Source organism: Streptomyces sp. LUP30, assembly GCF_001746365.1.
Classification (GTDB): Bacteria; Actinomycetota; Actinomycetes; order Streptomycetales; family Streptomycetaceae; genus Streptomyces.
The window spans coordinates 45,936-58,972 of record NZ_MJAJ01000054.1; the positions used below are offsets into that span (position 1 = coordinate 45,936).

At 73.4% G+C, this 13,037-nt stretch carries 12 protein-coding genes; 2 read left to right on the forward strand and 10 right to left on the reverse strand.

Features of this window, described 5'->3' with window-relative positions; genetic code table 11:
* Window positions 1-236 precede the first annotated feature (236 nt).
* The 7 genes from pheT to infC all read right to left on the reverse strand — a co-directional run bounded on the left by pheT (window position 237) and on the right by infC (window position 7,747).
* Complete coding sequence (gene pheT / locus BG482_RS32875; RefSeq protein ID WP_069772852.1) at window positions 237-2,750, reverse strand: phenylalanine--tRNA ligase subunit beta; 2,514 nt, start codon at window positions 2,748-2,750, stop codon at window positions 237-239.
* Window positions 2,750-3,871 carry a phenylalanine--tRNA ligase subunit alpha gene (pheS, locus tag BG482_RS32880; protein WP_069772853.1) on the reverse strand — a complete coding sequence of 374 codons (1,122 nt, stop codon included), beginning with the start codon at window positions 3,869-3,871 and terminating at the stop codon, window positions 2,750-2,752. The genes pheT and pheS overlap by 1 nt, the downstream gene beginning before the upstream one ends.
* A gap of 150 nt (window positions 3,872-4,021) precedes the next feature.
* Window positions 4,022-5,137: an ATP-binding protein gene (locus BG482_RS32885; protein WP_069772854.1), complete on the reverse strand. Its 1,116-nt coding sequence runs from the start codon at window positions 5,135-5,137 to the stop codon at window positions 4,022-4,024.
* 54 nt (window positions 5,138-5,191) lie between these two features.
* The gene (locus BG482_RS32890; RefSeq protein WP_069772855.1) at window positions 5,192-6,052 is read right to left on the reverse strand and encodes an RNA methyltransferase; all 861 of its coding nucleotides are present in this window, start codon (window positions 6,050-6,052) and stop codon (window positions 5,192-5,194) included.
* A 220-nt stretch (window positions 6,053-6,272) separates the two neighbouring features.
* The gene (gene rplT / locus BG482_RS32895; RefSeq protein WP_057580434.1) at window positions 6,273-6,656 is read right to left on the reverse strand and encodes a 50S ribosomal protein L20; all 384 of its coding nucleotides are present in this window, start codon (window positions 6,654-6,656) and stop codon (window positions 6,273-6,275) included.
* 96 nt (window positions 6,657-6,752) lie between these two features.
* On the reverse strand, window positions 6,753-6,947 hold the full coding sequence (rpmI, locus tag BG482_RS32900) for a 50S ribosomal protein L35 (protein ID WP_003977225.1): 195 nt from the start codon (window positions 6,945-6,947) through the stop codon (window positions 6,753-6,755).
* A gap of 107 nt (window positions 6,948-7,054) precedes the next feature.
* On the reverse strand, window positions 7,055-7,747 hold the full coding sequence (gene infC / locus BG482_RS32905; RefSeq protein ID WP_218108804.1) for a translation initiation factor IF-3: 693 nt from the start codon (window positions 7,745-7,747) through the stop codon (window positions 7,055-7,057).
* A 397-nt stretch (window positions 7,748-8,144) separates the two neighbouring features.
* Here infC and BG482_RS32910 point away from each other — a divergent pair, with 397 nt between their 5' ends.
* Window positions 8,145-8,522 carry a DUF1844 domain-containing protein gene (locus BG482_RS32910; RefSeq protein ID WP_069772857.1) on the forward strand — a complete coding sequence of 126 codons (378 nt, stop codon included), beginning with the start codon at window positions 8,145-8,147 and terminating at the stop codon, window positions 8,520-8,522.
* Window positions 8,523-8,539: 17 nt separating this feature from the next.
* Here BG482_RS32910 and BG482_RS32915 read toward each other — a convergent pair whose 3' ends face one another.
* Entirely contained in the window at window positions 8,540-9,271 is a 732-nt protein-coding gene (locus BG482_RS32915; protein WP_069772858.1) for an SseB family protein, read from the reverse strand.
* 154 nt (window positions 9,272-9,425) lie between these two features.
* Between BG482_RS32915 and BG482_RS32920 the strand changes: the two genes are divergently transcribed.
* Entirely contained in the window at window positions 9,426-10,487 is a 1,062-nt protein-coding gene (locus BG482_RS32920; protein ID WP_069772859.1) for a serine hydrolase, read from the forward strand.
* A 12-nt stretch (window positions 10,488-10,499) separates the two neighbouring features.
* On the opposite strand, the gene mycP is transcribed toward BG482_RS32920, so the two are convergent.
* Both mycP and BG482_RS46280 read right to left on the reverse strand, forming a co-directional pair.
* A complete protein-coding gene (gene mycP, locus BG482_RS32925) occupies window positions 10,500-11,729 on the reverse strand; it encodes a type VII secretion-associated serine protease mycosin (protein ID WP_069772860.1) in 1,230 nt (409 codons plus the stop codon).
* On the reverse strand, window positions 11,726-13,037 hold a 1,312-nt coding region (locus tag BG482_RS46280; RefSeq protein ID WP_370745934.1), incomplete at its 5' end, for a hypothetical protein. The genes BG482_RS46280 and mycP, both read right to left, overlap by 4 nt.

Below are 13,037 nucleotides of genomic sequence, written 5' to 3' on the forward strand. Positions count from 1 at the left end.
AACAGGTGCGGGTCCGTCGTGGCCGGTCGCGCAGTTCCCCGCGCCCCTAGGGGGTTGCACCCAGGCCCCTACGAAAACGAACCCCGAGCCGGGCGCAGGGGCGCAGCCCCAGCCCCCAGGGGCGCGAGGAACTGCGCGACCAGCCACTAGGGACCCGCGGCCGACACACACCCCCGGCGCGGGCGCAGGGGCGCAGCCCCGCACCCGCGCCGGGCGCGGACCTGCGCAACCTACGGTCAGCCCCGCAGGGCCGCTCCCGTGCGCTCCCCCGCGAGGGCGACCGCCGCGTCGCGGGCGGCCGACGCCTCGTCGACGGTGAGCGTCCGGTCCTCCGCGCGGAAGCGCAGCGCGTACGCGAGCGACTTCTTGCCGTCGCCGAGCTGCTCCGCGTTCTCGTAGACGTCGAACAGCCGGATGCCCTCCAGCAGTTCACCCGCGCCCTCCCGCAGCGCGGCCTCGACGTCGGCGTGCGGCACGATCCGGTCGACCACGAGGGCGACGTCCTGGGTGGCCACCGGGAACGTGGAGATGTGCGGCGCCTGGGGCGTGTCGTCGCCGACCTGCTCCAGGACGTCCAGGTCGAGCTCCATGGCGCAGGTGCGCGCGGGCAGGCCCAGGGCCTTGAGCACCCGGGGGTGCAGCTCGCCCGCGTGACCGACGACCCGCTCGGCGCCGTCGACGACCACGACGAACTCGGCGCAGCGCCCGGGGTGCCACGGCCCGTAGCGGCCGTTGCGGACGACCGGCTCGACGCCGGCCTCCCGGGCGACCGTGCGGCCCGCCTCGACGGCGTCGGCCCAGTCCGCCGGACGGCCCTTGCCCCACCAGCCGGCCTGCTCGCGGGCGCCCGTGAGGACGACGGCGACATGGCGCGGCTGCTCGGGCAGCACGGCGTCCAGCGACGCCAGCTCCTCGTCTGTGGGGCGGCGGTCGACGGGCAGATGCCCGGCGACGCCCTGCTCCTCGCGCGGGTGGAAGACCAGCCCGGTCTCGAAGAGCGCCAGATCGTGCGAGCCACGGCCGTCGTTGCGCCGCAGCGCGCCCAGCAGACCCGGCAGCAGCGACGTGCGGAGCGCGGGCTCCTCGTCGTTGAGCGGGTTGGTGAGCTTCACGACGCGGCGGGCCGGGTCCTCGGCGTCCAGGCCGAGCTGGTCGAAGACCTGCTCGCTGACGAACGGGTAGTTCGGCGCCTCGACGTAACCGGCCCCGGCCAGCGCGCGGCCGACACGGCGGTGCAGGCGCTGGCGGTGGGTGAGTCCGCGGCCGGAGGGCGGCTTGGGCAGCGTGGAGGGCAGGTTCTCGTAACCCTCCAGCCGGATGACCTCCTCGGCCAGGTCGTTGGCCTCGCCCAGGTCGGGCCGCCAGGACGGGACGGTGACGATCAGCTCGTCCTGCCCGTACACGTCGCAGCCGATCTCCTGCAGCCGGCGGACGACGGTCTCCCGCCCGTACACCACGCCCGCGACCTTGTCCGGGTGGTCGGCCGGGACGCTGATCGTGTGCGGCGCGGACGGGGCGATGATCTCCGTGACGCCCGCGTCGGCGGTGCCGCCCGCGAGCAGCACCAGCAGGTCCACGGTGCGCTGCGCGGCGGCAGCGGCGGCCTGCGGGTCGACGCCCCGCTCGAAGCGCCGGGACGCCTCGGACGACAGCTTGTGGCGACGCGCCGTGCGCGCGATCGACACCGCGTCGAAGTGGGCGGCCTCGATGACCACGTCGGTCGTCAGGCTCTCCGCGTCGTCGTGGTCGGCGATCTCGGTGTTCGCGCCGCCCATGACGCCGGCGAGACCGATGGGCCCGCGGTCGTCGGTGATGACCAGGTCCTCGGCGTGCAGCTTGCGGGTCACTCCGTCGAGGGTGACGATCCGCTCGTCCTCCGCGGCCCGTCGTACGCCGATCGTGCCCTGGACCAGGCTGCGGTCGTAGGCGTGCAGCGGCTGGCCGAGCTCCATCATCACGTAGTTGGTGACGTCGACGGCGAGCGAGATCGGGCGCATGCCGACCTTCTGCAGCCGGCGCTTCAGCCAGATCGGCGAGCGCGCCTCGGGGCTCAGACCGCTGACGGTGCGGGCGGTGAAGCGGTCGCAGCCCATCGGCTCGGAGACCTGCACCGGGTAGCCGAAGGCGTTGGGCGCCGGTACGTCGATCAGGGCGGGGTCGCGCAGCGCCAGACCGTAGGCGATGGCGGTCTCCCGGGCGACACCGCGGATGGACAGGCAGTCGCCGCGGTTGGCGGTGACGGCGATGTCCAGGACCTCGTCGACGAGTTCGAGGAGCTCGATGGCGTCCTTGCCGACCTCGGTCTCCGGCGGCAGCACGATGATGCCGTGGCTGCCGTCGTCGCCCATGCCCAGCTCGTCGCCGGAGCAGATCATGCCGTGGGAGGTCTTGCCGTACGTCTTGCGTGCGGCGATCGCGAAGCCGCCGGGCAGGACCGCGCCCGGGAGGACCACGACGACCTTGTCGCCGACGGCGAAGTTACGGGCGCCGCAGACGATCTCCTGGGGCTCACCGGTGCCGTTGGCCGTGCCGACGTCGACCGTGCAGAAGCGGATCGGCTTCTTGAAGCCCTCCAGCTCCTCGATGGTCAGTACCTGACCGACGACGAGCGGACCCTTGAGGTCGGCTCCGAGGTGCTCGACGGTCTCGACCTCGAGTCCGGCCGACACCAGCTTGGCCTGCACGTCGCGGCCGGTCTCGGTGGCCGGCAGGTCGACGTACTCCCGCAGCCAGGAAAGCGGGACGCGCATCAGATCTCCATCCCGAACGGCCGGGTGAACCGGACGTCACCCTCGACCATGTCTCGCATGTCTTCGACGTTGTGGCGGAACATCAGCATCCGCTCGATGCCGAACCCGAAGGCGAACCCGCTGTACTTCTCCGGGTCGACGCCGCAGGCGGCCAGCACCTTGGGGTTGACCATGCCGCAGCCGCCGAGCTCGATCCAGCCCTCGCTGGAGCAGGTGCGGCAGGGACGGTCGGGGTTGCCGACGGACTCGCCGCGGCAGACGTAGCACACCATGTCCATCTCGGCGGACGGCTCGGTGAACGGGAAGAAGTTCGGCCGCAGCCGGGTCTTCATGCCCTCGCCGAACAGCGACTGGACCATGTGGTCCATCGTGCCCTTGAGATCGGCCATGGTCAGGCCCTCGTCCACGGCGAGCAGCTCGACCTGGTGGAAGACCGGGGTGTGCGTGGCGTCCAGCTCGTCGGTGCGGTACACGCGACCGGGGCAGATCACGTACACCGGCAGCTCACGGCTGAGCAGCGAGCGGATCTGGACCGGCGAGGTGTGGGTGCGCAGCACGACGCCGGACTCGGTGCCGCCCTGCGGGCCCTGCACGAAGAACGTGTCGGCCTCGCCGCGGGCCGGGTGGTCCGGGCCGATGTTGAGGGCGTCGAAGTTGAACCACTCGGCCTCGACCTGGGGGCCCTCGGCGACCTCGTAGCCCATGGCCACGAAGACGTCCTCGATGCGCTCCGAGAGCGTGGTCAGCGGGTGGCGGGCGCCGGCCGGGACCCGGTCGTGGGGCAGCGTGACGTCCACCGCCTCCTCGACCAGCACCCGCGCGTCGCGCTCGGCCTCCAGCTCCTCCTGACGGGCGGCGAGGCCCTTGTTCACGGCGCCGCGGGCCTGCCCGACGAGCTTGCCGGCGGCTGCCTTGGCGTGCGGGGGCAGGGCGCCGATCTCGCGGTTGGCGAGGGCGAGCGGGGAGGTGCCGCCGGTGTGGGCGACCTTGGCCTCCTGGAGCGCGTCGAGGGAGTCCGCGGCGGCGAAGGCGGCGAGCGCCTCGTCCCGCATGCGCTCGATCTCTTCCGGTTTCAAGGCCTCGACCTCTACCGGGTCGTACGACTTATTCGGTGCCGACATCTCTTCCCGTGCTTCCGATTGTCTGGCTGAAGGTCCCCGTCACCGACTCACGCAGAGGTCAGAGGGCCGTGGATGGGACACAAGGGTGCCAAAGGCCGAGTCTAACGGGGTGAGGATGTACCGCTGCGCCCGCGGCTGCCCGGGCTGCTCTCAGGAGAGGTACGCCGGGGCCGCCACGGGCAGCGTAAACCGGAACTCGGCGCCGCCGCCGGGGGCGCGGCCCACCGTGATGGCGCCGCCGTGGGCTTCGACGATCCCCTTGACGATGTACAGCCCGAGGCCGGTGCCGCCGCGCTTGCTGCCCCGCCAGAAGCGGGTGAAGACGCGGTTCATGGACTCCTCCGGGATGCCTGCGCCCTCGTCGCTCACGGTGACCGATGTGCCGGTGTCCTCCCCTTCCCGGGGGGACGCGGCGGGCGTGATGTCAATGGTGACGGTTCCCTCGCCGTGGCGCACCGCGTTTTCGATGAGGTTGCTGAGGACCTGGTCGACCTTGTCGGGGTCGGCCCACAGGGCGGGCAGCGGCTGCTCGATGCGCAGCAGGAACCGGTCGGCGGGCTGTCCGGCGGCCACGTAGGCCTGGATGTGCCGTCCCACCGCCGCGCCCATGTCGACGGGCTGGCGGCGCACCTCCAGCCGTCCGGAGTCGATGCGGGAGATGTCGAGCAGCTCGGCGATGAGGCGGGTGACCCGGTCCGCGTCGGCGTCGACGGTCTCCAGCATCAGCCGCTTCTGGTCGTCGGTGAACCGCGACCACTTCGCCAGCAGGGTGGCGGTGAAGCCCTTGACGGAGGTGAGCGGGGAGCGCAGTTCGTGGGCCACGGTGGCGATCAGCTCGGCGTGGCTGCGCTCGGTGCGGCGGCGGGCCTCGGTGTCGCGGATCGAGACGACGACCCGGCGGACGGGACCGGTGGGCCGGGTGCGGACGTACCGGGCGGAGACGAGCACCTCACGGCCGCCCGGCAGCAGGAGGTTGCGCTCGGGCTGGCCGACGCGGATGGCGAGGCCGCCGTAGGGGTCGGTGAGCTGCCACCAGCGGCGGCCCTCCAGGTCCTCCAGCGGCAGGGCCTTGTCGAGGTGCTGTCCGAGGACGTCCTCGGCGGCGACGGCGGCGATGCGCCGGGCGGCGGCGTTGAAGCAGATCACGCGACCGTGCTCGTCGGCGACGACGAGCCCGTCGGGCAGGTCGTCGGGGTCGATGCCGAGTCCGGCGAGGTCACCGGCCGGCCGGGCCGCTCCCGGTGCGCTGGTCGTGCCGACACTCATCCCCGTATCCCACCTCCCGTCCTCCCGGAGGAGGCCCGCGAACTCGTCACCCTACTAGCTGTCGGTCACGGAGCGGCACCCTCCGGAGGCGCGCTGTGCACGGGCCGATGCGTAGAGACATACGGCGGCGGCGGTCGCGAGGTTCAGACTCTCGGCCTTTCCGTGGATCGGGACGCGCACGACGGCGTCCGCGAGCTCGCGGGTCTCCTCCGGGAGCCCCCAGGCCTCGTTCCCGAACACCCACGCGGTGGGGCCGCCCATGGTGCCCGCGTCCAGTTCGGCGTCGAGGTCGTCGTCCCCCGCGCCGTCGGCGGCGAGGATCCGCACGCCGGCGTCCCGCAGCCCCGCCACGGCCTGTTCGACGGGGACGCCGACGGCGACGGGCAGATGGAAGAGGGAGCCGACGGAGGCGCGGACGGCCTTGGGGTTGTAGAGGTCGACGGAGGCGTCGGTCAGCACGACGGCGTCGGCGCCGGCGGCGTCGGCGCACCGCAGCACGGTGCCCGCGTTGCCGGGATCGCGCACATGGGCGAGGACGGCGACGAGCCGGGGCCGGGCGGCGAGGATCCCCTCGAAGGGCGTGTCCAGGAACCGGCAGATCCCGACGAGCCCCTGCGGGGTGACGGTGGTGGAGACGTCCTCGATGACCTGTTCGGCGGCGAGGTGGATCCGCGCGCCGGCCGAGCGGGCCTCGGCGATGACGTCGGCGTAGCGCTCGGCGGCCTCGACGGTGGCGAACAGTTCCACGAGCGTGGACGGCCCGTCGGCGCGGTGCACCGCGGCCTCCCGCACGGCCTGCGGCCCCTCTGCGAGGAACAGCCGCTCCTTGCCCCGGAAGTTCCGCTTGGCGAGCCGCCGCGCCGCGGAGACGCGCGGGGAACGGGGGGAGATCAGCTCGGGGGTGGCGGAGGGCATGTGATTCACCTTCGGTATCGGGGCGGCCGACTGGGCGGCGGGGGCGACTGCGGCCCCCGGGGGGCGCGGGGCTCCGTCCCGTGCGGCTGCGCCGCGTGGCGCGACCGGCCGCGCACGGCCGGTTCCCGGACGACGGAGGCAGCGGGCGTCAGCAGCAAAAGGACCCGCAGGATGGAACCTGCGGGTCCTTCAGTCACGTCGGCCTAGAGCCAGCGCAGCGTCACGCGGCCTTGGGCGCGTTCACGTCCGCGGGGAGGGCCTTCTGCGCGACCTCGACCAGCGCGGCGAACGCGGTGGCGTCGTTCACGGCGAGCTCGGCCAGGATCTTGCGGTCGACCTCGATGTTCGCGGCCTTCAGACCCTGGATGAGGCGGTTGTACGTCATGCCGTTCTGGCGGGCCGCAGCGTTGATGCGCTGGATCCACAGCTGACGGAAGTCGCCCTTGCGCTTCTTGCGGTCGTTGTAGTTGTAGACCAGCGAGTGGGTGACCTGCTCCTTGGCCTTGCGGTACAGGCGCGAACGCTGACCGCGGTAGCCGGAGGCCGCCTCGAGGATCGCCCGGCGCTTCTTGTGGGCGTTGACTGCCCGCTTGACGCGTGCCACTTTTTAACTCCTTGTAGCGGGGCCGTGGTTGGACTCACACGACCCGGAAACGATTGGGTCCCGGTCAGAGGTCAGGCGCGACGCTTGCGCCCGACGTCACTTGCCGAGAAGCTTCTTGATCTTCGCGGCGTCGCCCGGGGCCATCTCGGCGTTGCCGGTGAGGCGGCGCGTCACGCGGGACGACTTGTGCTCGAGCAGGTGGCGCTTGCCGGCACGCTCGCGGAGCACCTTGCCGGAGCCGGTGATCTTGAAGCGCTTGCTGGCACCGCTGTGCGACTTGTTCTTCGGCATAGCGCCGTTCTCTCCTCGTCGGTGGCGTTCCGGTGCCCGGTCGTGAAACCGGGCACGGTGGAACGTCGCTGGTATCGGTTATGTCCGCGGGACTCGCGTCCCTCGGATCACGCCTCGGCGGAAGCCTCGGCAGGGGCCTCGGCGTCAGCCGCCGCGACCTCGACGTCACTGTCGCCGTCGGCGTTCACGGCGTCGGCGTCCGCGGCGTTCTGCGAGCGACCGGGGTTGGCCTTCGCCTCGGCCTTGCGGGCCTCCTGCGCCTGCCGGGCCTCGGCCATGGCCTCGGTCTTCTTCTTGTGCGGACCGAGAACCATGATCATGTTCCGGCCGTCCTGCTTCGGGTTCGACTCGATGAAGCCGAGGTCCTCGACGTCCGACGCGAGACGCTGCAGCAGTCGGTAGCCGAGTTCCGGCCTGGACTGCTCGCGACCACGGAACATGATCGTGATCTTGACCTTGTCGCCCTGCTTGAGGAACCGGACGACGTGACCCTTTTTGGTGTCGTAGTCGTGCGGGTCGATCTTCGGCCGGAGCTTCATTTCCTTGATGACCGTGTGCGCCTGGTTCTTGCGCGCCTCACGGGCCTTCATGGCCGACTCGTACTTGAACTTCCCGTAGTCCATGAGCTTGCAGACCGGCGGGCGTGCGCTCGCGGCCACCTCGACCAGGTCGAGGTCGTACTCCTGCGCAAGCTCCAGGGCCTTGGCCAGCGGCACGATGCCGACCTGCTCGCCACTGGGACCGACAAGTCGCACTTCGGGAACGCGAATCCGGTCGTTGATGCGGGGCTCGGTGCTGATGGATCCTCCTCGGTAGCACCACGCGGCAGTCTGGCGAACGGCCGCGTAACGTCTGTGTTCGATAGTTTGGCAACCACGTCGAAGCACAAAAAATGCCCCGAACAATCACATGCGGGGCTCCAAGCACTACCGGAGCACCGCCGCAAGGATCGCGGGGCGCGCTACCGGGCGACTCCATCGTCCGTACGGAACGATGGGGGCCGCCTGACCGGGGTGACCCGCCGTCCTTCAAGGGCGGTCGGGTGGGAGCTCGGAGTCTCCACTTGTGGGCCGGGCCCGCCTGCTGAGGGGCACGCGTGTCCGACCGGTCGTTAACCGAGATTACCAGCCGCCGCCGCGAACGGCCAATCGAGCCTCGCCACCGGACCCGGTGCGGCCTGCGCCTATCGTGTCCTGCATGAGTGACACCTCCCCCGCCGGCTCCGCCGGGACGCCCGACACCCCCGACTTCGACGAGATGACCCGCGACATCGCCGAGGTCCCCGCCGTCGAGGTGATCGTGACGGTCGCCGTCAACCTGATGAGCGCCGCCGCGGTGAAGCTCGGCCTGACGGAGGAGGGCGACAAGTACAAGGACCTCGACGAGGCCCGCAAGCTGGTGACGGCCCTCGCCGGTCTGCTGGACGCGTCCGCGACCGAGATCAGCTCCTTCCACGCGGCCCCGCTGCGCGACGGTCTGAAGTCGCTGCAGCTGGCGTTCCGCGAGGCGTCGATCGTCCCGGACGAGCCGGGCCAGGGCCCGGGCGAGAAGTACACGGGCCCGATCTACGGCTGAACCGGGTTCCGGCGGACTCAGCCCTTCACGTACAGGGGCTCGCCCGGAGGCGTCGTCCCGGCCGGCAGCACTGCCAGGTCGAGGCCGCGCACCAGGCGGGCCCTCAGCGTTTCGTCGGCCGCGAGACGGCGGGCCACGGAGCGGGCCGTCTCGGCGGGTGTGGCCGCCGGGTCGAGGACCAGAGCGAGGGTGCCGTCGGCCTCCCCGGGCCCGAGGTGGGCGCTGAGGACCTCCGGTTCGGCGGCCACGGCGGCCCGGACCGCCGCGACGACGGCCGGGTCGGCGAGCGGATCGGCGGAGGCACGGCCCTCGGCGAGCGCGAGCAGCGCGGGTCCGGTCAGCTCGAAGGCCACCGGCCCGGCCAGGTCGAGGACGACCGTGTCGGCCTTCTCGTGCGCGGCCGCCTGCAGCGCCTGGTGCAGCGGGACGGCGACCGGGCGGGCCTCGGGATCCCAGCGGGCGAGGGAGTCGGTGGAGGTGAAGGCGGGCAGCGCGGTGCGCGAGCCCGCCTTGAGCGTGGGGACGGCCATGTCGCTGGTCTTCTCGCGACGCAGCCCGTGCTCGTCCTCCTCGACCTCGCCCAGCACGGCCACGACGGGGACCAGGAGCCGGGCGCCCCTGAGGGCCGCCAGCACCGGGGCCACGGCGGTGCGGTCCTCGGCCCAGGCGGCGAGCGCCGCGCTCAGCCGGGGGTCGGCGGAGCCGTCGTCGTCGGAGAAGCCGGGGTCGGGAATGTTCTTGTTCGCCACGGTCCTCGACCCTATCGGGGCGCGTCCGCCGACCTGTGCGGGGCCCGCGACACGTCGCCGTGCCGACGCCGCTCACGGGATTCTCAGGCTCACCTGACCCGGCTCTCACGTCCGTGCCACGGCCCGCACAGCCGGCGCCCCGACGATCACGGCCATGGAGTCCCCCGGAGCACGTCGCAGCCGCCGCGCTCGTCCTTCCCGGCGCCGTCCCCTTCTCCCCCTCTCGCTCGCAGCCCTCGCCGTGCTGGGCGCGACGGTCGCAGGCGCGGTCGGTGCGACGGCACGGGCCCACTCCGGCGGACGGGCCGTATCGTCGTCCTCCGTGACGCCGCCGGCGTCGCGGTCGGGGGACGAGGAGGGGCCGGTGGAGAACGAGGCGGCGGCCGAGCGGGACCGCGACGCGCTGCTGGCGTCGGCGATGAGATCGGTGACCGTGCCGGGGGACGCGGCCGTGTCCGTGGCCGTGCTGGACCTGGCCTCCGGCGAGCGCGCCGCGTACGGCGGGGGCGTCTTCGACACGGCGAGCATCGTCAAGGCGGACATCCTGGCCGCGCTGCTGCTGCGGGCGCAGGACGAGGGCCGTCGCCTCACGGCGGCCGAGAGGACGTACGCCACGGCCATGATCGAGACCAGTGACAACGACTCGGCCTCGGCGCTGTGGCGGACCATCGGCAGGGCCGGGGGTCTCGACGCCGCGAACGAGCGGCTCGGGCTGACGCGGACCGAGGGCGGCCAGGGCATGCTGTGGGGGCTCACCCGGACCACCGCGGTCGACCAACTCACGCTGCTGCGGCAGGTGTTCGGGGACGACTCGGAACTGAGCGAGGCCTCGCGGACGTATCTGCGGGGTCTGATGGGGCGGATCGTCGCGGGCCAGGACTGGGGTGTCTCGGCCGCGGCCGACGGGACCTCCTGGGCGCTGAAGAACGGCTGGCTGCCGCGCAGCACGACCGGGCTGTGGGACGTCAACAGCATCGGCCGGGTGAGCGTCGGCGGCCGCGGCTACCTGGTGGCCGTGCTGTCGGACGGCAACACGACGCAGGCGGCGGGCATCTCGCTGGTCGAGGCCGCGGCGAAGGCGGCGGTGTCGGCGTTCACCGACGGCGGCACGACGTCGGCCTCGGGGCCGACGGACCCGGGCTCCGCACCGGCATCGTCGTCCGCGTCCGGGCGGGCGTCGTCGTCCGCCGCCTCCTCCGCCGGCGCCGCGGGGTAGCAGGCCCGGACGCTAGAGCGTCTCGTAGACCTCGTACGTCCCATGGGCCTCGCGCCGGTCGCGTCCCCGGCGGCCGCGCCACAGCACGACCGACGACAGCAGCAGCACCCCGCCGGCGCCGCCCGCGAGCAGGCCCGCCCAGCTCGACGCGTCGTCGTCCGCCTTCGCCCGGTCGGGGCCGGAGCCGAAGTACCGCTCGCCGTAGGCGGCGGACTGCAGACCCTCCGGCTCGAGGGCGGCGGCCGCACGGATCGCGGCGGCCGGGTCGATGAAGCCGTAGCCGCGGGAGTCGTCCCGGCCGCCGTCGGGGGCGTTGCGGGCCGTGCCCTCCAGGAGCTTCTTGATCTGCGCCGGGGTCAGCCCGGGGTGGGCGGCCTTGACGAGCGCGACGGCTCCCGAGACGAAGGCGGAGGCGGCGCTGGTCCCCCAGCCTTGGTAGTACTTGTGGTCCGGGTCGGCGATGACGACGTCGACGCCGGGCGCGCTGACGGTCGCGTACCAGCGGCGGGTGGAGAACGAGGCGCGTGTGCCGTAGCGGTCGACGGCGGTCGCGGCGATGACGCCCGGGTAGGCCGCCGGGTAGGAGATGTGGTCGCCCTTCTCGCCGCCGTTGCCGGCCGAGGCGACGACGACCGAGCCCTTCTTCAGGGCGTACTGGACGGCCTCGTCCTCGGCGGGCTCGGGGTGGGCGGAGGCCGAGTCGTCGCCCAGGGAGAGGTTGATGACGTCGGCGCCCTGGTCGGCGGCCCAGCGGATGCCGTCGGCGAGGGCGTTGCCGCGGGTGTTGCGGGCTTTGGTGCGCTGCGGGTCGCCGTCCTCCAGGATCACGCGGACGGGAAGGATCTTCGCCTCGGGGGCGATCCCGAGCACCCCGTCGTCGTTGCCGTCGCCATGCCCGTGACCGGCGATGATGCTGGCCATCGCGGTGCCGTGGCGGGCCCAGGCGCGATCACCGGGCTTCGCCCCGAAGCCCACCATGTCCTTGCCCGCGAGGACGTTGCCAACGAGGTCGGGGTGGTCGGCCTCGACGCCGGTGTCCAGGACGGCGACGGTGATGCCCCGGCCCTTGGTGGTCTGCCAGGCCTGCTGGGTGTGCAGGGCGTCCAGGGCCCACTGCTGGGCCCGGATGCCGTCGGCGTGAGCGGTGGAGGGCGGCGCCAGGGCGACGGCGGCGGCGAGGAGGCAGCTCAGAAGCCCGGCCCTGCGGGGCGTACGGCTCGTACGGGTCCTGCGGGTGCTCATGAGGGCTGCTCCGAGGGCGTGACGGCGGTCTTGCGCAGGCCGCGCTCGACGCGGTCGGCGAGGCCCTGGGCCTCGTTGCCGAGACCGGCCTGGGCGGGGGCCGTGGTGGCGCCGGTCGCGGTGGCCCGGGGGGCGGGCTGCGGGGAGTCGACGGTCCGGCCGTCGGCCCAGCCGGAGACGGCGTAGACGACGACGGGCGCGTCGGTGAGGACCGACACCGTCCACGCGGCCCGCTGCCGGTCGCCGAACCCGGCGGCCGCGGTGCCCTTCGCCGCGTACGGACGCGGCATCAGATCCGCCCGCTGGGCCAGGCCCTCCCTGGCGAACCGGGCGTCGAGCGCGCGCATGGCCGTGGCGTCCGCCTTGGTGAACAGCAGCCCGACGGTGGTCACATAGCTCTGGGTGGCGTCGGTGTAGGTGGCGCGCAGGAGGCGCTGGCAGCCGACCGGGGCGAGCACCTTGAGCAGCAGCGGGTCGAAGGCGTCGGCGCAGCCGCCGTCCGGGGCGACGGCGATCCGCGTCCAGGTGCGGTCGGCGCCGCCGGGGCCGGCGCCCTGTCCGTCCACGGTGGGCGGGAACAGCTGGTCCACGGGCACGTTGTGCCACAGACCGCCGGCGGTCGTGTAGGCGCTGCGCTCGGCGCTCTCCCCCGAGCCGCCGACGAGCCAACTGCCGGTCGCCGCGCCGCCGATGAGGCCCAGTCCGAGGACGACGCAGGCGGCGGCCGCGGCGGTGCGGCCGCGTCTGCCGAGGATGCGGGGCGTGTACCCCTCGGGCCGGCCGAACGTGACCACGGGCCGGGTGGCGCCGGGAGCGCCGCCGGGGGTCATGGGTGCGCTCCAGGAGAGCGCCGGATCGGGTCCGTTCACCGCCCCCGGAGTGCCGTCGGGCCGCTGTGGGACCGCCTTCGGTGCGGGCGGCGGCGGGGCGACGGTGAAGTCGGGTTGCCGCGCGGCCGCCGCGGGGCTCCAGGCGGGCGCTTCGTCGGCCGCCGGGCCCGGACGGGAGTCGCCGCGCGGTCCGGCTCCGGCGCCCTCCGCCCATGTCCCGGGCCGGACGGCCCCGGGCGCGGGCACCCAGCCACGGGGCAGCGGCGACCACGCCCGCTCGGAGGAGGCGCGGTCGGCCACGGGTCCCGGGGCGGAGGCGTCGCCCGGGTCGGCGGGGCGGGTGTTCCCCGCGTCGGCGGGAGGACCGTCGCCCGCGTGGGAGCCGCCGGCAGCCGCCGGTCCCGTCCCGCGCGCACCCGGCGCGGCCGCCGGGTCGAACGACGGCGCGCCGAGGGGGCGTCGGGGCGCCGTCGTTCGA

What these genes read in the sequence shown, in the direction of transcription:
- pheT (WP_069772852.1), bottom strand. Translation starts at nt 2,750, where the DNA reads ATGCGCGTCCCGCTTTCCTGGCTGCGGGAGTACGTCGACCTGCCGGCC.
- pheS (WP_069772853.1), bottom strand. Translation starts at nt 3,871, where the DNA reads ATGTCGGCACCGAATAAGTCGTACGACCCGGTAGAGGTCGAGGCCTTG.
- BG482_RS32885 (WP_069772854.1), bottom strand. Translation starts at nt 5,137, where the DNA reads ATGAGTGTCGGCACGACCAGCGCACCGGGAGCGGCCCGGCCGGCCGGT.
- BG482_RS32890 (WP_069772855.1), bottom strand. Translation starts at nt 6,052, where the DNA reads ATGCCCTCCGCCACCCCCGAGCTGATCTCCCCCCGTTCCCCGCGCGTC.
- rpmI (WP_003977225.1), bottom strand. Translation starts at nt 6,947, where the DNA reads ATGCCGAAGAACAAGTCGCACAGCGGTGCCAGCAAGCGCTTCAAGATC.
- BG482_RS32910 (WP_069772857.1), top strand. Translation starts at nt 8,145, where the DNA reads ATGAGTGACACCTCCCCCGCCGGCTCCGCCGGGACGCCCGACACCCCC.
- BG482_RS32920 (WP_069772859.1), top strand. Translation starts at nt 9,426, where the DNA reads ATGGAGTCCCCCGGAGCACGTCGCAGCCGCCGCGCTCGTCCTTCCCGG.
- mycP (WP_069772860.1), bottom strand. Translation starts at nt 11,729, where the DNA reads ATGAGCACCCGCAGGACCCGTACGAGCCGTACGCCCCGCAGGGCCGGG.